The sequence below is a fragment of the Bacteroides sp. genome (assembly GCF_028690125.1).
Classification (GTDB): domain Bacteria; phylum Bacteroidota; class Bacteroidia; order Bacteroidales; family Bacteroidaceae; genus Bacteroides.
Map to the genome: position 1 here is coordinate 161,594 of NZ_JAQVBV010000001.1, position 23,577 is coordinate 185,170.

General features: G+C 39.1%; 25 protein-coding genes and 1 pseudogene. 18 read left to right on the plus strand and 8 right to left on the minus strand.

The window, feature by feature from the left end; genetic code table 11:
• Positions 1-8: 8 nt before the first annotated feature.
• Together PHO71_RS00635 and lpxA are read left to right on the plus strand one after the other, a co-directional pair.
• Positions 9-1,400 carry a TolC family protein gene (locus PHO71_RS00635; RefSeq protein WP_300197392.1) on the plus strand — a complete coding sequence of 464 codons (1,392 nt, stop codon included), beginning with the start codon at positions 9-11 and terminating at the stop codon, positions 1,398-1,400.
• A gap of 18 nt (positions 1,401-1,418) precedes the next feature.
• Positions 1,419-2,189, plus strand: coding sequence for an acyl-ACP--UDP-N-acetylglucosamine O-acyltransferase (gene lpxA, locus PHO71_RS00640; RefSeq protein WP_300197395.1), 771 nt, complete (start codon positions 1,419-1,421; stop codon positions 2,187-2,189).
• Positions 2,190-2,298: 109 nt separating this feature from the next.
• On the opposite strand, the gene PHO71_RS00645 is transcribed toward lpxA, so the two are convergent.
• On the minus strand, positions 2,299-2,940 hold the full coding sequence (locus PHO71_RS00645) for a carbohydrate-binding family 9-like protein (protein ID WP_300197398.1): 642 nt from the start codon (positions 2,938-2,940) through the stop codon (positions 2,299-2,301).
• 179 nt (positions 2,941-3,119) lie between these two features.
• Between PHO71_RS00645 and PHO71_RS00650 the strand changes: the two genes are divergently transcribed.
• From PHO71_RS00650 to PHO71_RS00690, 9 genes are all read left to right on the plus strand, one after another.
• Entirely contained in the window at positions 3,120-4,070 is a 951-nt protein-coding gene (locus tag PHO71_RS00650) for a tRNA-dihydrouridine synthase family protein (RefSeq protein WP_300197402.1), read from the plus strand.
• 111 nt (positions 4,071-4,181) lie between these two features.
• Positions 4,182-4,634, plus strand: a complete 453-nt coding sequence (locus PHO71_RS00655; protein ID WP_300197405.1) for a hypothetical protein — start codon at positions 4,182-4,184, stop codon at positions 4,632-4,634.
• A gap of 177 nt (positions 4,635-4,811) precedes the next feature.
• A complete protein-coding gene (locus PHO71_RS00660; RefSeq protein WP_300197408.1) occupies positions 4,812-6,038 on the plus strand; it encodes a DcaP family trimeric outer membrane transporter in 1,227 nt (408 codons plus the stop codon).
• 72 nt (positions 6,039-6,110) lie between these two features.
• Positions 6,111-6,263, plus strand: coding sequence for a hypothetical protein (locus tag PHO71_RS00665; RefSeq protein ID WP_300197411.1), 153 nt, complete (start codon positions 6,111-6,113; stop codon positions 6,261-6,263).
• Between the two features lie 120 nt (positions 6,264-6,383).
• Positions 6,384-6,641: a hypothetical protein gene (locus PHO71_RS00670; protein ID WP_300197414.1), complete on the plus strand. Its 258-nt coding sequence runs from the start codon at positions 6,384-6,386 to the stop codon at positions 6,639-6,641.
• A gap of 134 nt (positions 6,642-6,775) precedes the next feature.
• Positions 6,776-6,982, plus strand: coding sequence for a RagB/SusD family nutrient uptake outer membrane protein (locus PHO71_RS00675; protein ID WP_300197417.1), 207 nt, complete (start codon positions 6,776-6,778; stop codon positions 6,980-6,982).
• A 493-nt stretch (positions 6,983-7,475) separates the two neighbouring features.
• Positions 7,476-7,610, plus strand: coding sequence for a hypothetical protein (locus PHO71_RS00680; RefSeq protein WP_300197420.1), 135 nt, complete (start codon positions 7,476-7,478; stop codon positions 7,608-7,610).
• A 44-nt stretch (positions 7,611-7,654) separates the two neighbouring features.
• Positions 7,655-8,140 carry a hypothetical protein gene (locus PHO71_RS00685; protein ID WP_300197423.1) on the plus strand — a complete coding sequence of 162 codons (486 nt, stop codon included), beginning with the start codon at positions 7,655-7,657 and terminating at the stop codon, positions 8,138-8,140.
• Between the two features lie 6 nt (positions 8,141-8,146).
• Entirely contained in the window at positions 8,147-10,159 is a 2,013-nt protein-coding gene (locus PHO71_RS00690; RefSeq protein ID WP_300197426.1) for a hypothetical protein, read from the plus strand.
• Between the two features lie 521 nt (positions 10,160-10,680).
• On the opposite strand, the gene PHO71_RS00695 is transcribed toward PHO71_RS00690, so the two are convergent.
• From PHO71_RS00695 to PHO71_RS00710, 4 genes and pseudogenes are all read right to left on the minus strand, one after another.
• Positions 10,681-10,767: a smalltalk protein gene (locus tag PHO71_RS00695; RefSeq protein WP_300197949.1), complete on the minus strand. Its 87-nt coding sequence runs from the start codon at positions 10,765-10,767 to the stop codon at positions 10,681-10,683.
• Between the two features lie 7 nt (positions 10,768-10,774).
• Positions 10,775-11,089, minus strand: a pseudogene (locus PHO71_RS00700) (N-acetylmuramoyl-L-alanine amidase); the annotation flags it as partial.
• A 1-nt stretch (position 11,090) separates the two neighbouring features.
• Positions 11,091-11,336: a hypothetical protein gene (locus PHO71_RS00705; RefSeq protein WP_300197973.1), complete on the minus strand. Its 246-nt coding sequence runs from the start codon at positions 11,334-11,336 to the stop codon at positions 11,091-11,093.
• A 123-nt stretch (positions 11,337-11,459) separates the two neighbouring features.
• Positions 11,460-11,663, minus strand: coding sequence for a hypothetical protein (locus PHO71_RS00710; protein WP_300197429.1), 204 nt, complete (start codon positions 11,661-11,663; stop codon positions 11,460-11,462).
• Positions 11,664-12,197: 534 nt separating this feature from the next.
• Between PHO71_RS00710 and PHO71_RS00715 the strand changes: the two genes are divergently transcribed.
• Positions 12,198-12,911 (plus strand): helix-turn-helix domain-containing protein, encoded by a 714-nt coding sequence (locus PHO71_RS00715; protein ID WP_300197432.1) that lies wholly within the window; start codon positions 12,198-12,200, stop codon positions 12,909-12,911.
• A gap of 385 nt (positions 12,912-13,296) precedes the next feature.
• Here the strand turns inward: PHO71_RS00715 and PHO71_RS00720 are convergent, their stop codons facing one another.
• Together PHO71_RS00720 and PHO71_RS00725 are read right to left on the minus strand one after the other, a co-directional pair.
• On the minus strand, positions 13,297-13,860 hold the full coding sequence (locus PHO71_RS00720; RefSeq protein ID WP_300197435.1) for a DUF4348 domain-containing protein: 564 nt from the start codon (positions 13,858-13,860) through the stop codon (positions 13,297-13,299).
• 77 nt (positions 13,861-13,937) lie between these two features.
• Positions 13,938-15,221 (minus strand): DUF2851 family protein, encoded by a 1,284-nt coding sequence (locus tag PHO71_RS00725; protein WP_300197438.1) that lies wholly within the window; start codon positions 15,219-15,221, stop codon positions 13,938-13,940.
• Positions 15,222-15,304: 83 nt separating this feature from the next.
• Here PHO71_RS00725 and dapB point away from each other — a divergent pair, with 83 nt between their 5' ends.
• The 5 genes from dapB to PHO71_RS00750 are packed head-to-tail and all read left to right on the plus strand — an operon-like array spanning position 15,305 to position 21,297.
• Positions 15,305-16,069, plus strand: coding sequence for a 4-hydroxy-tetrahydrodipicolinate reductase (dapB, locus tag PHO71_RS00730; protein ID WP_300197441.1), 765 nt, complete (start codon positions 15,305-15,307; stop codon positions 16,067-16,069).
• A gap of 35 nt (positions 16,070-16,104) precedes the next feature.
• Positions 16,105-17,598, plus strand: a complete 1,494-nt coding sequence (lepB, locus tag PHO71_RS00735) for a signal peptidase I (RefSeq protein ID WP_300197444.1) — start codon at positions 16,105-16,107, stop codon at positions 17,596-17,598.
• Positions 17,586-18,527 carry a signal peptidase I gene (gene lepB / locus PHO71_RS00740; RefSeq protein ID WP_300197447.1) on the plus strand — a complete coding sequence of 314 codons (942 nt, stop codon included), beginning with the start codon at positions 17,586-17,588 and terminating at the stop codon, positions 18,525-18,527. Before lepB (PHO71_RS00735) ends, lepB (PHO71_RS00740) begins: the two co-directional genes overlap by 13 nt.
• 36 nt (positions 18,528-18,563) lie before the next feature.
• Positions 18,564-20,672 (plus strand): C10 family peptidase, encoded by a 2,109-nt coding sequence (locus tag PHO71_RS00745; RefSeq protein ID WP_300197450.1) that lies wholly within the window; start codon positions 18,564-18,566, stop codon positions 20,670-20,672.
• Between the two features lies 1 nt (position 20,673).
• The gene (locus PHO71_RS00750; protein ID WP_300197452.1) at positions 20,674-21,297 is read left to right on the plus strand and encodes a WbqC family protein; all 624 of its coding nucleotides are present in this window, start codon (positions 20,674-20,676) and stop codon (positions 21,295-21,297) included.
• A gap of 402 nt (positions 21,298-21,699) precedes the next feature.
• Here PHO71_RS00750 and PHO71_RS00755 read toward each other — a convergent pair whose 3' ends face one another.
• Entirely contained in the window at positions 21,700-22,920 is a 1,221-nt protein-coding gene (locus PHO71_RS00755; RefSeq protein ID WP_300197455.1) for a pitrilysin family protein, read from the minus strand.
• A gap of 105 nt (positions 22,921-23,025) precedes the next feature.
• Between PHO71_RS00755 and PHO71_RS00760 the strand changes: the two genes are divergently transcribed.
• Positions 23,026-23,559 (plus strand): TIGR00730 family Rossman fold protein, encoded by a 534-nt coding sequence (locus tag PHO71_RS00760; protein ID WP_300197458.1) that lies wholly within the window; start codon positions 23,026-23,028, stop codon positions 23,557-23,559.
• Positions 23,560-23,577: the final 18 nt, after the last annotated feature.

Below are 23,577 nucleotides of genomic sequence, written 5' to 3' on the forward strand. Positions count from 1 at the left end.
AATTCGATATGAAGAAACAGATTATATATATGTTGTGTGCAACTGCTCTCCTGAGTAGCTGCCACATCTATAAGTCATATGACAGACCCGAAGACATCACTACTTCCGGACTGTATCGTGACCCGGTAGCGGTGAACGATACATTAGTTTCGGATACGACTAATTTCGGTAATCTACCATGGAAGACTGTATTTACCGACCCGCAACTTCAATCACTCATTGAATTGGGATTGAAGCAGAATACAGACTTACAATCCGCTATTTTAAGAGTAAAAGAAGCGCAAGCTCCTCTACTTGCAGCCAAATTGGCCTACGCCCCTTCACTGGCTTTATCACCGCAAGGTACAATCAGCAGCTTCAATCATAAAGCTGCTTCCAAGACTTACTCTCTTCCGGTAGCAGCCAGTTGGGAAATAAGTTTGTTTGGTGGGATATTAAATGCTAAAAGAGGTGCAGAAGTAACTGTTAAGCAGATGCAAGCCTACCGCCAAGCTGTTCAAACACAAATCATAGCCAATGTTGCCAATATGTATTATACGTTGATGATGTTAGACAAACAGCTGGAGATCAGCCGTGCAACAGCAGATATTCTGAAACGTAATACAGAAGCGATGGAAGCCATGAAAGAAGGTGCAATGTATAATATCAACAGAGCTGGTGTAGAACAAAGCAGAGCTGCATATGCTCAGGTACTTGCCTCTTTGCCGGACATCCAACAGAGTATACGTGAAGTCGAAAACTCTTTATCTGTTTTACTTGGCCAAGCTCCACAAGGTATCAAACGTAGTACATTAGAATCACAATCGCTGCCAAGTGAATTCTCAGTAGGTGTTCCTTTACAGTTGCTTTCGAACCGTCCGGACATCAAAGTTGCAGAAATGGCTTTAGCGGCTTCTTATTACAATACCAATACTGCACGTTCCAATTTTTACCCAAAGATTACGTTGAGCGGTTCGGCAGGATGGACTAATAGTGCAGGTTCGGCAATTATCAATCCGGGCAAATTCCTGGCAACTGCCATCGGTTCTTTAACCCAACCATTGTTTTATAATGGTTCCAACATAGCCAAACTAAAAATAGCCAAAGCACAGGAAGAAGAAGCTAAACTGGCATTCCAGCAAGCATTATTGAATGCCGGAAGTGAAGTCAGCAACGCATTGAGTTTATATCAAACAACCAGTGAAAAGGCAGAAGCCAGAAAAATACAGGTAGAATCTGCAGAAAAAGCTGCTAATGATACGAAAGAATTGTTTAACTTAGGGACTTCAACTTATCTGGAAGTTCTATCAGCTCAACAATCTCACTTGAGTGCACAGATTTCTCAGGTATCCGACACATTCGACCAGATGCAAGCAGTAGTAAACCTCTATCAGGCATTAGGCGGTGGAAGAGAAGATTAACTTTAAACATATACTATTATGATTAGTCCGTTAGCTTATGTAGACCCTGAAGCAAAAGTAGGTAATAATGTAACGATTCAACCTTTTGCTTACATCGAAAAGGGCGTGGAAATAGGAGATGACTGTGTTATCATGTCTTTTGTCAGTATCCTAAAAGGAACAAAAATAGGGAAAGGAAACAAGATACATCAGAATGCAGTTCTGGGGGCGGAACCCCAAGACTTTCACTATACAGGAGAAGAAAGTAACTTAATTATTGGAGATAAGAACGATATCCGTGAGAATGTAGTAATCAGCCGTGCAACTTTCGCCGGGAATGCTACAAAAATAGGAGATGGGAATTACCTGATGGACAAAGTACACCTCTGTCACGATGTGCAAATTGGCAACAATTGTGTAGTTGGTATCGGAACCACCATTGCAGGAGAATGTATATTGGATGATTGTGCTATCCTGAGCGGAAACGTTACACTTCATCAATACTGTCACATAGGTAGTTGGACGCTTGTACAAAGTGGTTGTCGTATCTCCAAAGATGTGCCGCCATATGTGATTATGTCAGGAAATCCTGTTGCTTATCATGGAGTTAATGCGGTAGTTCTGTCACAGCACCATAATACGACAGAGAGAATCCTCCGTCATATTGCCAATGCCTATCGTCTGATTTATCAAGGAAACTTCAGCGTACAGGATGCAATCCAAAAAATTGCAGATCAGGTACCTATGAGCGAAGAAATAGAAAACATCCTAAACTTTGTCAAGAGTTCGGAAAGAGGAATTGTAAAATAACACATAGTTACTATTCATAAAAAAGGTGGCATTTTCTTATAAGATAGCCACCTTTTTTAAAGATATAGTTTTATCTGTTTGTAGTGCTCTTTATTATCAATGAAATGAGTTATTCAAATTCCAATGTATCAAAGAAGTCAGGACGATGGAAATCCGGATTCTCTATATCGATTGGGCTCCATGATAGAAAATGAGGAGTCTGTAGTTCATCTCCGCATTTATAAAAGTTAGCTTTAATAAGCTTTCCATCCAGCGAATCAATTTGATGTTTAAAGAACACAGCATAAGGAATAATTAAAGCAACCTCCCAAGATGTATCTTCCACACGTTCTTCAAAAGGTTCTCTTCCCAAACTAGCCCAACGCTGTACAAGTGACGTAATCTCTTTCGGAGCACGTTCGCGCCCATTACGGGTAGCACCGGCACCGATCAAGATTGTTCCCGCACAATTACATTCTATATTATAATACTCTCCGTCATTTGCCGGTATTAAAAAAAATTCAACACAGGAATCGGTCCATACAGAGCCGTCATCCTCGCCATATTTAGCACGCACACTTGCTTCTTTCACTTTGAAATGCAATAAAATAGCATCCTTCGTATGAGCCACTCGAAAACTTACTTTAGGTTTATATGGATATGCAGCCCAATTAACATATTGAATCGGTTGAAAATCGATTTTTTCTTCATCAAATAAACCGGGAAGTGCAGAAGCCTCTATGTTAGCAGCACTAATTTTCTTTACTTTCATATTTCTTTCATTTGAAATGTAGACAAATGTAGTTACTTTCTATTAATAAGCCTACCGAAATTGAAATAAAAACAATTTATTTACCATAATCAGAGTTTAATCAATTTAACACCAAAAGAAAGAGAGATCGTGTCGTTCCTATCTTTTACTTTACGTATCTTTGCAGGAAAAAGAACCCGATGCAAGAGACTCTTCCCATTCACTTCGCTCCATTACAAGGCTATACAGAAGCCATTTACCGTAATGCGCATGCCACCTGCTTTGGAGGTGTAGATACTTATTATACTCCATTTGTACGTCTAGAAAAAGGTAATTTCCGCAAAAAAGACATACGTGATATCGAGCCAGACAATAATCATTTACCGCACTTGGTTCCTCAACTTATTGCCTCCTCGCCCGAAAAGGCAGAAACAATTTTAGCCCTTTTCATCGAGAAAGGTTATAAAGATGCAGATATCAATTTAGGTTGCCCTTTTCCATTATTAGCTAAACGGCATAATGGTTCCGGAATACTTCCTTACCCCAGTGAAGTCAAAGCACTACTAAGTATCGTTGCAAAATATCCTCAAATCAGTTTTTCCGTAAAGATGAGATTAGGATGGGAGAATCCCAATGAATGTATGCAACTAATTGACTTATTGAATAATACTCCATTACGTCAGATAACAATACATCCAAGAATAGGCAAACAACAATACAAGGGAGATGTAGACTTGAAAAGTTTTGCTAACTTCCAAAGTCTTTGTAATCATCCACTAATTTATAATGGAGACATCAAAAGGATAGAAGACATTCAATCCATTCATAATCAGTACCCCACATTAAAGGGTATTATGATAGGACGCGGATTACTCGCTAACCCGGCCCTGGCTTTAGAATATCGGGAAGGGAGGAAACTGTCTTCTGATGAAATGGCAGAAAAAATACGAGAAATGCACACCATGCTTTTTCAATATTATGAGCAACAACTCAACGGAGGTGAAGTACAAGTGTTAAATAAGTTGAAAGCATTCTGGGAATATCTTCTTCCTGAAGCAGATAAGAAATCATTAAAAGCTATACACAAAAGCAATCGTATCGATAAATACCGGCTTGCAGTAAACAACCTTTTAAACAAGGCTTTATTCTAAAAAGAAAAACTGTAGAATAAAAATCACGAGCTAATATTTTTAACATTAAAAGAGACAATAATATATAAAATACTATCTACATTTGTGCATATTTAATTAAAAAGAAAAATTATGAAGAAGTATTTATTTATGATTGCCTTAATGGCAAGTGTATTTAGTTTCTCTGCTTGCTCAGATGATGACGACGAAATTGACGTAAAACAATTAGAAGGAACATGGATAACAACTCACGACGAAGGTTACTCATATGACGAAGAGGGAAAACATCCTTGGAATTTCGACTATGATGCCTCTAATCCTACAACAGACTGTGAGAAAATAGTTATATCAAAAATATCTGATAACACTTATTCAGTAACTAGTTATTATTATTATAATAAATGGAATCTTGATGGAACAGATGAGTTCACTTTGGAAGGGAATAAATTGGCATCAGAAGATTATTTTGACGAAAATATTACCGCTAGATTACTGTCGGCTAATTCCAAACAATTGATTATTGAAGTTAAAGGAAAAGATGAATATGGCGATATTTATAACAAGAAGATTTATAAACGTATGTAATCACTAGTTCGATAGAATAATAAGGTCGTCTATAAGGGATTAAAATCTCATTATAGACGACCTTATTATTTACAATAGGAACATTGTATTTGCAGTTATTTAAGAATATCTCCACATCAAAATCTCAAAAGCAAATAGATTTTTGTACTTTTGCACCCGTTTATATACAAACGCATTATGAAGAAATACATTATTATTGCTTTGAGTATATTGTTTGTAACTAACAGTTTTGCTCAACTGAAAGATTTTAGTTACAAATTCTACGGACAAGTCCGTACTGACATCTTCTACAACAGTCGCGCCAATGAAGAAACTGTAGACGGACTATTCTATATGTATCCCAAAGACAAAGTACTTGATGATGATGGAAATGACCTGAACGGTACTGCAAATGGTAGTTTCTATATTCTTTATTCCCGCTTAGGAGTGGATGTTGCCGGTCCCAAACTAGGTACAGCAAAAACCTCTGCCAAAATAGAAGCTGACTTCCGGGGATCAGGCACTTCGTACTCTACTGTTCGTATTCGCCACGCTTATCTAAATTTAGATTGGGGTACTTCAGCTCTACTGCTTGGACAAACCTGGCATCCTCTTTTTGGCGATGTCTCTCCACAAATCCTGAATCTTGCCACAGGAGCTCCGTTCCAACCTTTTAGTCGTTCTCCACAGATTCGCTATCGCTATTCAGATAAAAATTACCAACTGACAGGTGCTCTCGTTTGGCAGTCTCAATATCTTTCACAAGGACCGGTGGGTAAAAGCCAGGATTATATCAAAAATAGTTGTCTGCCCGAAATCTATGTAGGTGCAGATTACAAGTCAGAAGGTTTGCTAGCGGGTGTGGGCATTGAACTGCTGTCACTAAAGCCACGTACACAAGCTACCGGAGAGAACGGCCATACTTATAAAGTAAGCGAACGAATTACCACTCTTTCTTATGAGGCTCACGTAAAATACACTAATAATGACTGGTTCTTGGGTGCAAAAACTGTCTTAGGCTCTAACCTGACACAAGCTTCTGGTTTAGGAGGATTTGGAATCAAGTCTACCGACAAACGTACAGGAGAACAGAAATATACACCAATACGGGTATCAAGTACTTGGATCAATGCCGTTTATGGTAAGAAATGGAAACCTGGAATCTTTGTCGGCTACGCCAAGAATCTGGGAACAAGTGATGAGCTGGAAGCTGGTAGTAAACTTTATGGCACAGGAACCAACCTCGATAAACTGGTTACTGCCGGAGCAGAATTAACTTATAATGTACCTCACTGGAAGTTCGGATTGGAATACACGCTTAGTAGTGCTTGGTATGGTTCTGTAGAACGCACAAATGGCAAAGTTATAGACACACATGCTGTTTGCAACAATCGTATTGTAGCAGTTGCCATGTTTATGTTCTAAACATAATTATGAAAGTAGAAATGGAGATGTGTCACTGCTTTAAATAACCTTGTCAGACCGTCACTGGGTGAAATGTGCATCTGGGTTTATAATGATTTTGATGCAGCTATCAAGAATCTCCCGGAAAAAGTCAATGAAAGAGGACGATATACAGTAGGTTATGCCAGGCTCTGTATGATGAAACACTTTTTGACCGAAGGAGATTACATGGATAAGTATTATTAAAAAGCAAAGGAAATGTATGAAGAACTAAAAGCAGCTGGCCGGTATACGCTATTTACTGAATGAAATAATCCGTATATAGATATGTACAAAGCCAAGAATAATTTTAACTGTGAAATTAGCATGGCTGTAAGTTGCGATCCTTCGGCAGACGGTGGCGACAGTAGTGGCATTTTTTTCACATTATCTATACTGGCTACTCCAAACGATGCTTTGAAAGTAGATAAAGATAACAATCCTACTCCTTTCTACTATCAGGGTAAAGGATGGGCACAATATTTCAATGTTTCTCAAAGCTATATGACGCCTATGAAAATAGAGATAAACGAAAAGATGTCATATCAAACGAGTACTGGGTGGATAATGGCAATGGAGAAGTGATCACGAAAAGAACAAAAGAAGACCTTGGAGTGAAATGGGATCGTTATATTAGCAACAAATTTCCTATTGAAACAAATACTGTTTTTCAGGGAAATGGTTTTCCGTTGGCACGCTGAACAGACGTTCTACTTATAATGGCAGAGATTGAAGTCCGGCAATCAAATGCAAAGCCTTCCACAAATGCCACCAATGCCGTGAATAAAGTAAGAAATAGAGCAAGGCTGGATGTGATCTATCTGTCCAACAGACTGAATCAAAAGAAGCTTTCCTCAACGTTATACCGGCAGGAAAGATCCAAAGAATTTTTATACAAAGGACAAAGAAAAATTGATCTGATCTGATCTGATTTAAAAAATATGCTCAGGTATGTTATAAAGTAAAAGATATGTTACCAACTCATCAATATATACCTCTACCTAATTACATTGTGGAACAAGCAAAATCTTATGGAAAAGAGTTGAAACAAAATTATTCACGTCCGGGATAGGAGGAAGACTTATCAACAGCTACTAACTAATCAATATTTTATTATTATGAGAATAAAATTACTTTTGAAACTTTTAATCGCTATTTTTGTATTCTTGAGTGATTCTGTCAAAGCAGAAGGAAGAGACTATTTTTTGTACATATGAGGCATGAGGGCTATGGACGTTTATATTATTACATTAGCAGAGATGCTAAATCATGAACCAAATTGAACAACAACCAACGGGTATTTCCCGAATATCATGGACATCCTGATATTATAATGTAAAAGGAAAAGACGGACATTATTATATGATCGGAGTCTCGGAAGAAACAAAGAACCCAGTTCTCTAGACCTCCAAAGATCTGGTGAAATGGAAACAGGAAAAAGAATTATCTGCCGAACCATTTATCCACATCAACGGCTATTTCACAAAACGTAATTGGTTTGGTGTGCCAAAACTATTTTATGATAAAGATTCCGGTAAATATCTGATTACCTAGCAGCTTGCAAGACAGGAATTATCGGAGACGAAGAATGAAAAAGTATGAGAACATTTTATATACTGACGCAAGATTTTGAACATTTCACAGAACCTGAACGGCTATTCAATTTCCCGAAGGAAGCCGACCGGGAAATGGCTACAATCGACGCTATCATCCGGAAGATAGACGGAACATATTATGCTATCATCAAAGACGAAAGATGGTCTGAGCACGGAGTTCCGACAGGAAAATCAGTACGGATCTCTCATCCCACAAACCCGACAGGACCTTATAACATTCCCGAGCAATCTGTAACAACTCCTTATACCTATTTTGAAGCTCCTATCCCAATACCCAAGCCGAATAATAATGGCTGGATGATTTTCTCAGAAAAGTATCCTCATGAATACGTCCGTTTCCAGGGAGGCGGTATAGATGCCGGTCAATGGGAATGTACAAATCTCACTATTCCCGATTCACGCCATGAAGCGATGATACGCATCAGCGAAAAAGAATACAAACTAATCATATCCACTTCTAAACATTAAAAAACAATGAAAAACAGAGACATTACCTGCCTTCTTTTGCTATGCCTTTCCTGCCTGTGCACTTTGACGGCTCAAACCCAAGACCGTTGGAAAATCAACCACGATGGGAGTATCACATGGAATCCCAAAGAAGGGGAAACTCATCAGGATCATATTGAGATGAGTGGTTTAAAAGTTTCCACTGTCGTCCGGTATGGAGTCGATGAGAAAGGAACGTTCACAGTGAATAGAAGTATCGTTTGGCCTATGCTACGTACTATTCCTAATGACACACACGCTTCTCTCATCCGTAGATTCGCCTGGAACATTCCTGAAATGATCTCCGTAAACGGGCAGAACCTCCAAGATGAAAAGGTGGAAACCGTTATGCTGAACGGACTTATCACCGTAAACAGTGTGTTCAAAGCCAACAGAGAGACTGTTTCAATGACTCGGATCTTATTTCCATCTACAGATAAACCTGCTTTCTGCGAAAAATACGTGTTACGCAATTCGAATAAGCAGGACATCAAAGTAGAAATACCTCAGGCACGTTCTGTCATTCAGACTGAACCGGAGCAAGGAGTAGACGGCAGTTACCGCTTGGTCGCAGAAATAAAAGGGGGTAAGACAGTAGTATTGAAGCCAAACGAAGAGATCACCTTCAGCGTTTTTTTCAGCGGATATAAGCCGAATGAGAATGAATTGGTGATGAACGTGGAGAAAGAATTGAAAGCACGCGAAGCGTTGGTTGCTACTTTATGGAACAATCTGATATTAGACACACCTGATCCTGTTATTAATACCATGTTCGCCTTTGCCAAGATACGTGGTGCAGAAAGTATCTATGATACCAAAGGCGGTTTGATGCACGGTCCGGGCGGCGAGTCTTACTATGCAGCTATCTGGGCGAATGATCAGGCTGAATACATCAATCCATTCTTCCCTTACTTGGGTTACGAGACAGGAAATCAGTCGGCATTATGTTCTTTCAAGCATTTCGCACGTTTCATGAATCCGGAATATAAAAAGATTCCGAGTTCAATCATTGCCGAAGGGCTAAATACTTGGGGCGGAGCGGGTGATCGTGGCGACGCTGCAATGGTAGCATATGGCGCTGCACGATATGCTTTGGCTAGGGGAAATAAGGAGGAAGTGAAAACACTTTGGCCTTTGATCGAATGGTGTCTTGAGTATAACCGGAGGCAACTGAATCCGGAAGGAGTGGTAGCTTCCGATGCAGATGAGTTGGAAGGTCGTTTCCCGGCAGGAAAAGCAAATCTATGTACTTCATCTTTGTACTATGACGCTCTCCTGTCTGCATACTACTTAGGCAAAGAAATCGGTATTAGCTCTCCACTCCTATCACAATACAAGAAGGAAGCCGGACAACTGAAAGAAAATATCAACCGTTATTTCGGAGGTGAAGTGGAAGGCTTCGATACTTACCGTTACTACAAAGGGAATGATAAACTCCGTTCCTGGATCTGTATTCCTCTCACAGTGGGCCTCTATGACCGTAAAGAAGAAACGATCAAGGCACTGTTCTCCCCTCACCTATGGAGCAAAGACGGTTTACTGACCGAATCAGGAAGTAAAACGTTTTGGGACCGTTCTACTTTATATGCTTTACGAGGAGTTTACGCTTGCGGAGAAGCAGAGAAAGCAACCGAATATCTAAAGTCTTATTCCAACCAGCGTTTACTCGGAGATCATGTCCCCTATGCCATCGAAGCGTGGCCAGAAGGCAATCAGCGTCACTTATCAGCCGAAAGTGGATTGTATGGACGTATCGTCACGGAAGGAATGTTCGGCATTCGTCCAACGGGGCTTCGCTCATTTACCCTAACGCCTCATCTGCCGGAAAGTTGGGATCACATGAGCCTGAGAAACATTCGCGCCTTCGAGACGAAGTTCGATGTTGAAGTGAAACGAATGAGAAACGGAAAGAATGAAGTTTCCGTCCTGGTAGCCGGAAAACCGATATTCAAACAGACGATCAAAAACGGAAAAGCTATTCAAATTCGTCTGCCAAAATAGATATCCGGTAAAAAACTTGTAAATCACCGATCTGCCGAATGGGCGTTATGTAGTTTCATCTTACCAAGAATCATTAGTAAGATATGATGCTTTAGAATCATGCAAAACGCCCATTCCTCATGCTTTACACTAAAGCTTTTATTCTTAGTAAATCTAATTCGAGTTTATTAAGAACTCTGTGCACGTTTATTATAAACGGCATTTGAGTTATATAAAAACTATTTTGCAAGCTTATTGACAAAAAATCAAACCATTCACAATAAAATATAAACAAAACAGGGCATTGACTAACTGATCAATGCCCTATTTCATATTTTGTTATATTTTACATGCACATTCTTCATAATTGAATTAGTTTAATTTGAATGATTTAGTTTTTAATACAATATAGATAAGCAATTCCTTTGATCAAACAGAGTTCTTATTCCCAGAAGAATTGTACCAATGTCAATGTTTTCCATTAGTTCACAAAATTCATATACGGAGTCTGCAAATTGAATCTATTGACAAATCCTATAAGTTCATCGTATTACCGCCCACAGTACTGTCGAAGCCACTGCAATAATCACTTTCAGAATTATGTCCCATGTTGATTTTCCGATTTCCATCGTTTTCTTACCTCCTTCTTGATTCTTTAAATAGTCGTTTTAACTCAAATAACTCTAAATCATATGTTTGTGAAAGTAATTCTTTTACTTCGAAGTACGGACACGTTTTGATACATTCTTCCGCCTCTATCTCACCGTTTCAGTTCAAGTCGGGACTCAGATCCTGATATCGGCACCCCTGGCAACCGGGAAACTGTTCACGCAACCGGTGAACCAACAGCCGGAGCGAAGTCTTCAGTTCCGACGTCTGGGTATTTGTCGGGTGTCCCCAGCAGTTCAGACCACCTTCATAGCAAATTCTGATACTGTTGGCATTGTACCCGTTATACATTTTGGGGTATTAATGTCACATTTACGCTTATTAAACGTACCTTTTCATCGGTATCTCCTTTAGACTCATAAGTTAGCTTATCCTTAGTTTCATCATGAGGGTAAGATGGTTCCGTTTCTTCCAGAATGCCCAGCACCGAGTCGCCTTCGCGCTTCATCAGTCGGCGGACAACATGGTCGTTAATAAAGTCCACGCTGATGGGGAAATAATCTAATCCCCGTTCTTTTATTCTTGACATGATTATTTTTTTAACATAATGATTAATTTGTTTCGATGTTATATCGTTATTGGTTTTGTATAATGATGTCATTCGTTAAAGACAATAGCGCTATTGTTTGTTTAAGCATAAAAACGTTATTGTCTAAACGTAGCGCACCCAACTGGCTTCCTCTTCGAAAATTTTCATTCTTTTGTGCTCAACACTCCGACGCACTACTTTCAATGCGTGTAAGATGAATTCCATTCGCACTAATGGATCTTCTACCTGTGTAATGATGAGACAAGAGTATCTGTTCTGTTGTTTTTTCCTGATCCAACCTCCGCTGTTGCATCGGCGACGGCTCATTTCCTTCCGATATTCTTTGCAATAAATATCCGAACGATGTGTTTATCTGTTCATGTAGATAAATTCCTATGGAAGTTTGGGTCCACATTGCTTGCAAACAGAAGAAACAGACAAGTTTTGTGTTGAAAATCCCAATTTAGTTTCCATATTATTAATTTAATAAACAGTTTGTGTTATTTAAAAAGCGATGTTCATATACATCTAAGTTGGTAAGCATATATATCCAGTACGGTAAAGATATATATCCGGCATAGTGGTCATATATAGCCACCACAGGAAATAAATATATGGATTAAGGAGACCTCAAACAAGGTCTTTTGCAACCGACCGTGAACTTTTCTTGTTTTCTCATGGTTATTCCATTTTTAATTTATACTTTTGAAACATATTAGTAACTCTCGCATTACGAAGACAGAATAATTTTCATTTAAGGAACCGACTGTTTTAGATATCAACTCTCAATTATTTCATAAATGGCTATTAATGAGAGACTAATAAATTTTTAATTATTTACATCGTTTTAAACCTTAGGAAATGGATACATTTTTAGACGTTACAGCTATCGTGAAACGTGCCAAGCAAATTCTAAATCTCAAAAGAGACAGTGAATTAGCTGAATATCTGGGAGTTTCCAGAGCTACAGTATCAAATTGGTGTGCGCGTAACCGAATTGACTTTCCTTTACTACTAGACAAGATGGGAAGTGAGATGGATTACAACTGGCTGTTGGTTGGAAAGGGAAACCCTAAACATCAACCACTATACTGCAATAGCAATTTGGTACAGGGAGAGGTGGAGATGATTCACAACCCAAAAACAAGAGAAGCTATGAACGATCGTAGCGTGACACTGTACGATATTACAGCGGCAGCCAATCTGAAGACTTTATTTACGAATAAAGATCAGTATGCAATGGGGAAAATTCAGATTCCGAGTATTCCTTTTTGCAATGGAGCGATTTATGTAAGTGGAGACAGTATGTATCCGATTCTTAAATCGGGTGATATTGTCGGATTCAAGGAAATAAATAGTTTTAGTAATCTGATTTATGGAGAGATGTACTTGGTTTCATTTACTATTGAGGGAGATGAATATCTATCGGTGAAGTACGTAAACCGTTCGGATAAGGAAGGATGCCTAAAATTAGTTAGTTATAATACTCATCATGAGCCAATGGATATTCCGTTTGCTTCTATCAATGCAATGGCGATTGTGAAATTCTCCATCAGGAAACACATGATGATGTAAGAAACTAAATTGATAGGTGGATTAATTTAAGTATTTTGAAACTAAATATATTTAGTTGAGACTTTTTTGACTGAAAGAGAAATGCGTTAGAGGTTAATCAAACTATCAATCTGTATTTTTTAGACGATGACGCAGATAACACGGATCTTTAAGATTATATTTATCATCTAAATTCTTAAAATCCGCGTTATCTGCGTCATCCACATCTAAAAAAATAGTGATAACATACTATTGGCAAGTACCTGTCAAGTTGATATCAGAATCGAATTATCAAAATAGTAGATAGAGGAAAGAGAAAACCTATTTTCCACTCAAAAAGTCTGATAGCTTCTTAATTACAGATTAGTTTTTAAGAAGAAGACTCATATTAATATTACAACTCCTTTTAAGGATGTAATTCCTTGAAAGCAGCATTCTCTTCCTGAACGTGCTGAATAGTCTGCTTCAATTCATCGATAGGCAAATCATAACCATACCAACCTGTATAGCAATCTACTACATACCACTTTCCGTCAGTTTTCAGTTCAAACTCAACACGCAAGTCTACCTCCGACTCCTCATAACCAGCTTCGAAAACTTTATGTTTAGGTTCGTTTAGCGTGAATTTTGAAACATATACTCCACCTTCATCCTGTGTAATGCGCTCTTCTTTCAATGTTTCACTATCCAACAACGGCCATTTTTCCTTGGTGAAAGGAAAAGTTTTCTCCGTTTCCCCATCATCCGCCAACAAAGTAATCGGAGTTTTCAATGGAAATTTGACACGCGTGTACTGAAAAGCAGCACTGGAAGTAAACTTATCCAGAAATGAGTTGAAATCCTCTCCTGTCTGTGCTATGACGGTTATACCGTCCACCTTAGAATTGGAACAAATGCCATAAGAAAACAATGACACGCCTGATAGCAACACTGTGATTAACAGACAATATACAAACCTTTTAGTGCCCATATAATAATATATAAATGAATAATATCATTAGTATTCCAATTCACGGCACAAAGATAGTAACAAGTTCAATATCTCAATCATTTCTTTCGTAAATACTCATACCCGAACCGACAATACAAGCATTTCTTTTTATCACAATATTCTTTTTGGAGTTGTATCAACGCCTGACTGTCCGCGGCAGTAACAACCAAAAACCTCGCTTCTCTCCACGCACGGATAATATGATTATTTTCGGCTTTCAGTTCTTCAAGAAACCGTTCCGAACGACTACACATCTTTTCTTCGGCTTTATGCAAACCATAAGTGTACAAAAAAGGGATTACCGTATTAATAATAATCAAATCCAACGACTTCTCCCCCATCGGTCTTTCTTTCTGCGAAGACTTACGTCCGAACATAAAATGAGTTTCCCAATATGCCGAAGTACGGGTACACAGCAAGGCACGAACATCACTTAATGTCTCCGCCTCCAGCAGTTGTGAAAATAATTTATCCGCTTTTTGATAAAGGTAAGCCAACTGGGCCAAACGAATAGTTGGAAAGTTTTCCGGATGAAGCCGCAAAAAACGCCACAATGTAGCATCCATCACTTTTGTAATCTCAAACTTGTGCTGTAAATAGCGAAACTCCTTTCTTAGCCCAAGACTGTATTCATCTTCCTGTACTTTATCTGAAAAATTCTCTTCCAATAGTCCCGCCTGCCCGAAGAAAAAAGCCTCTATCTGAAACAAGTCATTCCGATGTTTATCTACCGCACGAAATGGAAGCATATTTGCCCATGTTTCAAAAGCATCACCATTCAATCCAAAACCATAGTTACGGGCGAGGGTAATGAAAAAGGCATCTTCCCAATGATTGTTACAATGTTCCAAACGCCGGGCTATCAATTTTGCTTTTTGTTCCAGACGTTCTGTTTGCAAAGCAGTCAGCCAGGAATGTATGGTGAACTTCGGCAGCGAACCAATAATTGAATAACAAGCAGGATATTGTTCAGCATCATGAAGTTCCTGATAATGAGCACGTACATATTCGGGGCATTCTAACTGTATTTGAGGAACCGTTTCACCATTCGAACGGGTAACTTCCGTATCAATATAAGAGGCAATATGCAGAATTACAGAATCATACGCTTTATCCCGGTCATGTCCATGACGATACCAGTCGGAGGAGCGAGTATGAATCTCAACATTACCTACCCATAAAGTGCCGTTTATCCTTAATTTAGCGTTAAAAAAATCAGGTCCCGAATCTGAATTATGTAGCCCGGGGTCAATGATCTCTATTAATAAACCAGCGGTGGTTCGCAGTATTCTCAGAGGATATAATTTATGTTTCCACACATAGTGAAGAAGATGTTCCATGTTAAGAAGACGTTAATATAGAGTACAAATGTAATAAAAACCTTATCTTTGCAAGTATTATTTTGAATATAAGTCAGAAAACGATGAAAATAGCATTAATCGGTTACGGAAAAATGGGCAAAGAGATCGAGAAAGTTGCCCTTAGTCGCGGACATGAAATTGTTTGCATTATCGATATTAACAACCAGGAAGACTTTGAATCGGAAGCATTCAAATCGGCTGATGTAGCCATTGAATTCACCAATCCAATGGTTGCTTACAACAATTATATATGTACTTTTAAAGCCGGAGTAAAATTGGTATCAGGCAGTACCGGATGGATGGCTGAACACGGTGAAGAGATTAAGAAGCTCTGCACGGAAGAAGGAAAAACACTTTTTTGGTCCTCCAATTTCAGCCTGGGTGTTACTATTTTCTCTGCTGTAAACAAGTATTTAGCTAAAATCATGAATCAGTTTCCGGATTATAATGTCACGATGAGCGAGACTCATCACATCCATAAACTGGATGCTCCTAGCGGGACTGCTATTACCTTGGCTGAAGGTATACTGGAAAACTTAGACCGGAAAAATAAATGGGTAGAAGGAACATTATTAGCACCGGATGGTACGATAAGCGGTACTACTGCTTGTGCTTCTAACGAACTATCCGTGAGTTCTATCCGTGAAGGAGAAGTGTTTGGTATCCACACAATCCGTTACGAATCGGATATAGACAGCATCACGATCACCCATGATGCAAAAAACCGGGGCGGTTTTGTTTTGGGGGCAATACTTGCAGCAGAATATACAGCCCAACACGAAGGTTATCTGGGTATGGGTGACTTATTTCCATTTTTAAACGATTAAGCTTCCCGTTCAAGTTCTAAATAAACTAGTAAGTTATGAAACAAGCCACACGCGCACAATGGATCAAATGTGCTATTGCTATTATTCTTTATATTGTTTTCCTCATCTGGGTACGAAGCTGGTGGGGACTGATTGTTATTCCTTTCATTTTCGATATTTATATCACTAAGAAAATACCTTGGTCATTTTGGAAGAAGTCAAAGAACCCAACTATACGTGGTATCATGAGTTGGGTAGATGCCATTGTGTTCGCTTTGGTTGCAGTTTACTTTGTCAATATCTATATCTTCCAAAATTATCAGATTCCTTCTTCTTCACTGGAGAAGTCTTTATTGGTAGGTGACTTCCTATATGTGAGCAAGATGAGTTACGGACCACGTGTACCCAATACTCCACTCTCCATGCCATTGGCACAGCATACGTTACCGATATTAAATACAAAGTCCTACATCGAATGGCCACAATGGAAGTATAAACGTGTACCCGGTTTCGGAAAAGTTAAACTGAATGACATCGTAGTGTTCAACTTCCCTGCAGGTGACACGGTGGCTACTAACTTTCAGCAAACGGAAGACTTTTACTCGCTGGCATACAGAGTAGGAAAAGGTATCTACTCCAAGCCTATAAATATGGATAGCCTGACTCGTGAGCAACAACGTTCTATCTATGATTTATACTACGAAGGGGGACGCAAGCAGATTCTAACGAATCCCCGTGTGTATGGAGATGTAGTAGTGCGTCCGGTAGACCGCCGCGAGAATTACGTAAAACGTTGTGTAGGCTTACCGGGAGATACGCTTCAGATTGTAGAAGGACAAGTTATGATTGACGGGAAAGCGATTGAAAATCCGGAGAATCTCCAATTCAATTATTTTGTCCAGACTACCGGCCCCGTCATTCCCGACGAAATGTTCCGTGAACTTGGTATCAGCAATGACGACAAATGGCTGCTAGAAGATCGTAATAATTATGAAGGTACATTATTGGAAATGGGATTGGATGGACGTAATGAACAAGGAGAATTAAATCCTGTCTATCACCTTCCTTTAACCAAGAAGATGTATGACACTCTGTCCGGCAATAAAAAGCTAATAAGCAAAATTATCATGGAGCCGGAAGGAGAAACCCTTGCCGGTCAGATGTACCCCTTGAACCTCTATACCAAATGGGACCGTAATAATTACGGGCCGATCTGGATTCCTGCCAAAGGAGCCACTATCACATTAACAGAAGATAACCTGCCTATTTACGAACGTTGTATCGTAGCTTACGAAGGCAATAAACTGGAGCAGAAACCTGATGGTATCTATATCAATGGTGAAAAAACCAACCAATATACCTTCAAAATGGACTACTACTGGATGATGGGTGACAACCGTCATAATTCTGCCGATTCACGCTACTGGGGCTTCGTACCCGAAGACCATGTAGTAGGTAAACCGATTGTTGTCTGGTTATCACTCGACAAAGACCGTGGATGGTTTGATGGTAAGATTCGTTGGAATCGTATTTTTAAATGGGTAGACTAAAACATTTCAAATGGATATTGGCATTCACCGGAGCAATAGCTATCGTGCTTTTGCTCCGGGGATTTGCCTTTACATCCTGTCTTATCCCTTCCACCGGCATGGAGAATTCCCTTTTTGAAGGGGAACGTATCATTGTCAATCAATGGAGTTATGGTTTACGAGTTCCTTTCATGTCTATTTTCTCTTATCACCGTTGGTGTGAACATCCTGTAGAAAAGCAGGATATTGTGGTCTTCAATAATCCTGCCGCTATTAAGCAACCAACCATTGACCAACGAGAAATCTTTATCAGCCGTTGTATAGGCACTCCCGGAGATACTTTACTGATAGATTCTCTTTTTTCCGTCGTTTCTACTGAAGCTCAAATCAATCCGGACAAGAAAAGACTCTATTCATATCCTGCCGATAAAGAGAATTTAATAACTTCACTCATGAATACCCTTTCTATAGACGATGACGGACTAATGGGGGATAATGACAGCACTCATGTACGCAGTTTCAGCCGTTACGAGTTTTATTTACTCGGACAAGCGATGAACAATCAAGACTGGCTTCAACTTTTGACAGAAAAAAACGACAATGATCCGAAACCACTGATCATTCCCGGCAAAGGAAAAGTTCTGCGAGTATATCCCTGGAATATCACTTTATTACGGAACACTCTTATATTGCATGAAGGCAAACAGGCAGAAATCAAAAATGATACCCTATTTGTAGACGGAAAGCCTACACAGCATTGTTATTTTACCAAAGATTATTACTGGATGGGGTCCAACAACTCTGTCAATCTCTCCGACTCACGCCTGTTCGGATTCGTCCCGCAAGATCATATAATTGGAAAAGCATCACTTATCTGGTTCTCTAAAGAAAAAGAAACAGGTATATTTAACGGATACCGGTGGAATCGCTTTTTTAGGACGGTAAAATAATACAAATCGCTTCTAATACAAAAACACATAAAGGATATGAAAAAGATAATGACGATTCTGTTATTCATACAGATGCTGCTGTTCTCACAGTCACTTTTCGCTGCTCCGATAGATGATAAGACAGCTTTCGAAATAGCAAACAAATTTTTGTTTGATGATAATAAAAAGATTTTTCGTGAGTACGAGCATCAGTTACTCACCTCCAGCCAGCTTTTTGTAATCAACTACTCACTGAAAGGTCAGTCAAAAGGATTCATCGTTATAGCCAATGAAGATAGTATGCCTTCGCCTGTGCTGGCATTTTCTAAAGAAGGTAAGATGGACCTTAATAATGGTACGATGCAGTCTATTCTAAAACAATATAGCAAGGAAATAACGGAATGGAGAAGAGGTAAAACTCAGTCTGCAGCAGAAGAGAGAGTTTATTATCAGAAGAAAAAATCTTCCTGCCCACCATTGCTGAAGAAGGTTCTTTGGCATCAGTACTTTCCTTACAATCAGTCGGTACCAAAAGATGCAGATGGAAAAAGGTCACTCGTAGGATGCACTGCTATTACAATGGCACAAATAATGGGATATTACCAGTATCCCACTCAGGGAACAGGGAATGCCACTTATACAAAACCTACAAAGAAAGGAAAAGCATTCACAGCAACAGTCAATTATGATTCATTGTTCATCAATTGGAAAGCGATAGCAGATCGTTATGAACCTGAGGATTCTGTAGCTGCCTTAACTACCATTTGTCCCCTACTTTACCATTGCGCCGTTGGGGCAGAAATGATTTTCGGATCAGATACTTCGACAGGTTTCACCATACCTGCTTCCAATGCTTTTTTCAAGTATTTTGACTATCACCCCGGAATACGTCATTTAGCCAAACACAGACTCACCGATAGGCAACTTCAACAACTTCTTTATCGGGAAATAGAAGCCGGACGCCCAGTGATGTGCTGTGGACACCAACATTTCTTCGTCTGCGACGGATTTATTGATGACTTTTTCCACTTCGACTGGGGATGGAAAGGATCAATGAATGGTTATTTTAAGCTTTCCGCTTTAAATCCGGACAATGGGAATTTCCAAATGATGACTCATCTTACCGTAAATATACGTCCGAAAAACTCCGAAGAACACCCCAAAACAGTTAATCTAACTGAACCGGGTACACTACAACAATTCATCTCTGAAAATGAAGCACTGACTTTAACCTCACTGACTATAACAGGAAAACTAAATGCGAAAGATTTCCGTCTGCTCCGAAAGATGGCAGGGGCAACCGAAACTATTTGGGAAAACAGTGGAGAGTTGCGCGTTTTAGACCTGTCGAAGGCAGAAATTGTTGCCGACTATGAGAACTATTATTATAGGAGAGATCTACGGAAAGAAAACTGGATTAGACCATTCAATGGCAAAGAGACTCCTGACGGACAACCCAAAGTATTTAAGTTTGCATCAATGGATGATAAAGAATGGGAACTTTTTTGCCAGCTTGGAGGTAATATCGACCGATGGGGGGTATGGAAATATGTAAAAGAAAAGAACGATTACTTTTTGCAGTATCATACCGCTTCAAACACTATCAGCGAGAATCTGTTCATAAATTGTGTAAACCTGAAAAAGATTTTATTGCCTGAAAAAACTTCCAGCATCGGAGTATATGCGTTCATGAATTGCAGGTCTCTGCAATCGATGCAAATTCCATCTCAAACCAAAGATATCAATTCGAAGGTATGGCTGGATTGTATTTCTATGAAAGCTGTCACAGTATCCCCTTCGAACCCTTATTTTGCTGATAAAAACGGGGTTTTATATTGTAAGGACTTTATGACATTATTATATTATCCGCCTTATAAAACGGATTCCATATATATCTTACCGCAAAGTACACAAAAATTATATCCTTACGCCTTCAATGGCAGCTTGTTTCTGAAGAAAATCTCCTTGTCGAAAGACGTCAAAAAGATTCTTCCATTTACTTTTTCCTTCTGCCCATCTCTTCGTTCTGTTGAACTTCCGAATGGATTAGAGCAGATTGAACCGAACGCCTTTTGCAACTGTGGAGAATTATCAGAAGTCAATCTCCCAGTAAAGTTTCAAAATAATAAAGGATCCATTTTTGTGCAATGTAACCAGTTAAAATAGAATGAAAACAGCTTATTTATCTTCCGCCTATCTGGCTCCTGTAGAATATTACACTAAATTAGCAACATACGATAAAATCTATGTAGAGCAGTATGACCATTACATGAAACAGACTTATCGAAACCGGTGCACCATTGCCGGACCTGACGGTGAGTTGGCACTCTCCATCCCTACTGTGAAACCGGATACCTTGAAATGTCCTATGAAGGACATTCGTATCTCCGATCATGGCAACTGGAGACATCTTCATTGGAATGCAATCGAATCTGCTTACAACAGTACTCCTTTTTTTGAATATTACAAGGATGATTTCCGCCCTTTCTACGAAAAGAAATATGAGTTCTTAACCGATTTCAACGAAGAATTATGCAACTTAGTTTGTGAACTGATAGATATCCACCCGGTAATTGAACGTACCTGGGACTATAAAATGGAATTCAGCCCCAAAGAAACAGATTTCCGAGAACTTATTCATCCAAAGAAGGACTTCCGTACAGCTGATCCAGAATTTATTCCAGAGCCTTATTATCAGATTTTCGAATCCAAACTGGGTTTTCTACCTAATTTAAGCATCATAGACTTGCTTTTTAATATGGGTCCCGAGAGTCTGTTAGTACTAAAATAAATTCTAACATACTAACTCAAAAACACTTCTATATACCTAGAAAACATTAAATACTTATTCATAATTAGGATCTATTATTTTTAAAACCAATAGTTTGATCCATTGAAACTATAAATTACCGATTTTATAAAGTCAGTCGGATGATAATATGACCCCAATTGCTCAATTCTCAGTAAATACTCACTCCCAGGCATTGCTTTACCAACTAATAAAAGGTCTTGTGCGGGCGTATATGTAAATTCACCCTTTTGTTGCTGTCCAAATAACATAAAAGGAAGCATCAGAAATAAAGAAAGAAATTTCATGTTAAGTTTTTCAGGGGGGGGGTATATAAAATTAAATAGTTATCAAGATCATTTTAGCAGTTTAGAAAGTTTGTCATTCATTGATAACAGTACAAAGTTACCGATAAATCAGTGTAGACAAATATTCTTCTGCAAACATTTCATTGGCCACTTCTAGCAGTTGTTCCGAAGTCAGTTCTTCAATACGTTTAAAGACAAGCTCGGAAGATTCATATTTATGATAATGCAGGAATGTTTTCGCCATACCCAGTGCATTGTTTTCAAAATTGTCCGAAGCTACTCCGATTTGTCCGATCAGTTGTTTCTTGGCAGCCACGAGCTGAGAGGAAGTCATCTTAACGTCCCGCATTCGTTTCAATTCTTTATAAGTGAGCCTCATGCAAGTATCCATATCCTCGATATCCGTTCCGAAGTAAATACAAAAAGCACCTGTATCGGTGTAGGACGTCAGATTCGATTCTACATTATACACCAATCCGCGACGTTCGCGGAGCGATACATTCAACCGACTATTCATTCCGGGACCTCCCAGAATATTATTCAGCAGATAAAGAGCTGTCCGCCTATCATCATAGGCATTATATCCACGACTTCCGATCATCACATGAGCCTGATGCGTATCCTTAGACACAACCAAACGCTCCGAAACATAAAAAGGAGGAACAATCCGCCGGTTATCCACTGTCACCGCAGGAATATCAGATACATACTTCTCTACCAGTCGAATGATTTTTTTAAAGTCATATTGTCCCTGAACAAAAAAGACCATATTACCGGGTTGGTAAAATCGGCGGGTAAATGAAAAAACATCTTCTGTACGGAAACTACGAAGCAAGTCCGGTTTACCCAAAATATTCCTTCCCAAAGGATGATCGCGGAAAATCATATCCTCGAAATCATCGAAAATGAGCTCAGACGGATTGTCTTCATACGACTGTATCTCGTCAATAATCACCTCCGTCTCTTTTTCTATCTCATGTTGGGGAAAAGTGGAGTGGAATACAATATCTCCCAACAGTTCAAGTGCACGTTCCAAATGTTCGGTCAGGAAAGCGGCGTAAACCATCGTTTCTTCCTTATTGGTGTAAGCATTTAAATCGCCTCCCACATTCTCCATCCGGTTCAAGATGTGCCATGCTTTCCGTTTCCCGGTTCCCTTAAAAATGAGATGTTCCACAAAATGCGCCATTCCTTGCTCATTCTCAGCCTCATCACGTGTTCCTGCATCAATAGCGAAACCACAATAAGAGACTTTTGAAAGGGTCGGTTCATGAATGATGCGCAGACCATTTTGCAATGTATATTCGTTATATTGCATTGTTTTCTTCTTCCTTATTGAATTAATACCGCAAAAATACAATAAAACTTATTGTCGTTTATAGAAAATTGCAGATATTTGTGGACTATAACAGTAACAACGTGTATGAAAAAGATAGGAATTTTCTGCTCCGCCTCTGAAAACATTGACAAAATGTATTTCGACAGTGCCCGTCAAATAGGGAAATGGATAGGAGAAACTAACAAAACGTTGATTTACGGAGGTGCAAATCTTGGACTAATGGAATGTATTGCACATACAGTCAAAGAATACGGAGGAACTGTGACTGGCGTCGTACCCTCCAAACTTGAAGAGAATGGAAAAGTGAGCAAATACCTTGATAAGATTATTCGCACACAGAATCTGAGTGACCGTAAGGACATCATGACAGAAGAATCGGACATATTGATCGCTTTACCCGGAGGAGTAGGAACACTCGATGAGGTTTTTCATGTAATAGCCTCAGCTTCTATCGGATACCACCATAAAAAAGTAATCTTCTACAATAAATACGGATTTTACGATGAGCTACTGAAAACACTTCAAACATTAGAAGAAAAAGGATTTGCCCGCCTGCCTTTTTCAACTTATTATGAAGTTGCCAACACACTGGATGAATTAAAAGAAAAAACAAAATAACGTGTCCACAGTCGGTAG

What these genes read in the sequence shown, in the direction of transcription:
- PHO71_RS00710 (WP_300197429.1), bottom strand. Translation starts at nt 11,663, where the DNA reads ATGAGCCGTCGCCGATGCAACAGCGGAGGTTGGATCAGGAAAAAACAA.
- PHO71_RS00755 (WP_300197455.1), bottom strand. Translation starts at nt 22,920, where the DNA reads ATGCAATATAACGAATATACATTGCAAAATGGTCTGCGCATCATTCAT.
- PHO71_RS00745 (WP_300197450.1), top strand. Translation starts at nt 18,564, where the DNA reads ATGAAAAAGATAATGACGATTCTGTTATTCATACAGATGCTGCTGTTC.
- PHO71_RS00715 (WP_300197432.1), top strand. Translation starts at nt 12,198, where the DNA reads ATGGATACATTTTTAGACGTTACAGCTATCGTGAAACGTGCCAAGCAA.
- lepB (WP_300197447.1), top strand. Translation starts at nt 17,586, where the DNA reads ATGGGTAGACTAAAACATTTCAAATGGATATTGGCATTCACCGGAGCA.
- PHO71_RS00705 (WP_300197973.1), bottom strand. Translation starts at nt 11,336, where the DNA reads ATGTCAAGAATAAAAGAACGGGGATTAGATTATTTCCCCATCAGCGTG.
- PHO71_RS00670 (WP_300197414.1), top strand. Translation starts at nt 6,384, where the DNA reads ATGGCTGTAAGTTGCGATCCTTCGGCAGACGGTGGCGACAGTAGTGGC.
- PHO71_RS00750 (WP_300197452.1), top strand. Translation starts at nt 20,674, where the DNA reads ATGAAAACAGCTTATTTATCTTCCGCCTATCTGGCTCCTGTAGAATAT.
- PHO71_RS00635 (WP_300197392.1), top strand. Translation starts at nt 9, where the DNA reads ATGAAGAAACAGATTATATATATGTTGTGTGCAACTGCTCTCCTGAGT.
- PHO71_RS00725 (WP_300197438.1), bottom strand. Translation starts at nt 15,221, where the DNA reads ATGGAACATCTTCTTCACTATGTGTGGAAACATAAATTATATCCTCTG.
- PHO71_RS00675 (WP_300197417.1), top strand. Translation starts at nt 6,776, where the DNA reads ATGGCAGAGATTGAAGTCCGGCAATCAAATGCAAAGCCTTCCACAAAT.
- PHO71_RS00650 (WP_300197402.1), top strand. Translation starts at nt 3,120, where the DNA reads ATGCAAGAGACTCTTCCCATTCACTTCGCTCCATTACAAGGCTATACA.
- PHO71_RS00665 (WP_300197411.1), top strand. Translation starts at nt 6,111, where the DNA reads ATGTGCATCTGGGTTTATAATGATTTTGATGCAGCTATCAAGAATCTC.
- PHO71_RS00690 (WP_300197426.1), top strand. Translation starts at nt 8,147, where the DNA reads ATGAAAAACAGAGACATTACCTGCCTTCTTTTGCTATGCCTTTCCTGC.
- lpxA (WP_300197395.1), top strand. Translation starts at nt 1,419, where the DNA reads ATGATTAGTCCGTTAGCTTATGTAGACCCTGAAGCAAAAGTAGGTAAT.
- PHO71_RS00720 (WP_300197435.1), bottom strand. Translation starts at nt 13,860, where the DNA reads ATGGGCACTAAAAGGTTTGTATATTGTCTGTTAATCACAGTGTTGCTA.
- lepB (WP_300197444.1), top strand. Translation starts at nt 16,105, where the DNA reads ATGAAACAAGCCACACGCGCACAATGGATCAAATGTGCTATTGCTATT.
- PHO71_RS00695 (WP_300197949.1), bottom strand. Translation starts at nt 10,767, where the DNA reads ATGGAAATCGGAAAATCAACATGGGACATAATTCTGAAAGTGATTATT.
- PHO71_RS00760 (WP_300197458.1), top strand. Translation starts at nt 23,026, where the DNA reads ATGAAAAAGATAGGAATTTTCTGCTCCGCCTCTGAAAACATTGACAAA.
- dapB (WP_300197441.1), top strand. Translation starts at nt 15,305, where the DNA reads ATGAAAATAGCATTAATCGGTTACGGAAAAATGGGCAAAGAGATCGAG.
- PHO71_RS00685 (WP_300197423.1), top strand. Translation starts at nt 7,655, where the DNA reads ATGAGAACATTTTATATACTGACGCAAGATTTTGAACATTTCACAGAA.
- PHO71_RS00645 (WP_300197398.1), bottom strand. Translation starts at nt 2,940, where the DNA reads ATGAAAGTAAAGAAAATTAGTGCTGCTAACATAGAGGCTTCTGCACTT.
- PHO71_RS00660 (WP_300197408.1), top strand. Translation starts at nt 4,812, where the DNA reads ATGAAGAAATACATTATTATTGCTTTGAGTATATTGTTTGTAACTAAC.
- PHO71_RS00655 (WP_300197405.1), top strand. Translation starts at nt 4,182, where the DNA reads ATGAAGAAGTATTTATTTATGATTGCCTTAATGGCAAGTGTATTTAGT.